The organism is Streptococcus sp. 339 (assembly GCF_013277285.1).
GTDB lineage: Bacteria > Bacillota > Bacilli > Lactobacillales > Streptococcaceae > Streptococcus > Streptococcus pseudopneumoniae.
Genome location: NZ_VMMR01000092.1, coordinates 1 through 568 on the forward strand (window position 1 = coordinate 1; position 568 = coordinate 568).

At 37.7% G+C, this 568-nt stretch carries 1 pseudogene; it reads right to left on the reverse strand.

What is annotated here, in order from left to right:
- Positions 1 to 15 precede the first annotated feature (15 nt).
- Positions 16 to 510 (reverse strand): annotated as a pseudogene (locus HT736_RS09900) (helix-turn-helix domain-containing protein); the annotation flags it as partial.
- Between the last annotated feature and the right edge of the window lie 58 nt (positions 511 to 568).

Consider the following 568-nt stretch of genomic DNA (forward strand, 5'->3'; position numbering starts at 1 on the left):
TCTTTAAAGCGCTTACTTAAGGTCTCGAATGTAGATTTTATTTTTAGATGTCTCAATTGTCTGAGCGTCTGCCTTCTTGGGATGCTCAGGTCGAGGAGTGACCGTTCGCCAACCATGTCGTTTCAGGAGATAATAGAAACCATCACGTGTGGAAGTGCGACCAATCTCTTTTTGATAGGCTTCAAATAACTGATTGACAGTTACAAATTCCCCAGCCTGAGCAGCTTCTATATGACGTTTTAGAAATACTTGTTCTTCTTCGTAAGTCATATATTCTCTATAACGTCCACCACGGGGCTCTTGAAGAAGCGCTTCTAAACCAAACTCCTTATATTTTTTCAAATTCCTCCAAACAGTTGTTTTATTGCAATCTAGCAGATCCATGATTTCCTTATAACTCTTTTCTTTTGAGCGAAAATAAATAATCTGTAGACGTTTGTGATATTTGGCGTACGATGAATCTCTTAGGAGTTGTTCAATTTTTTGTGTTTCTTCGTTTGTAAGTTTCATAACTACTATTATAAGATGTTTTTTGATTTTAGTCCAGTATGAGCAACCTGCGGCTAGC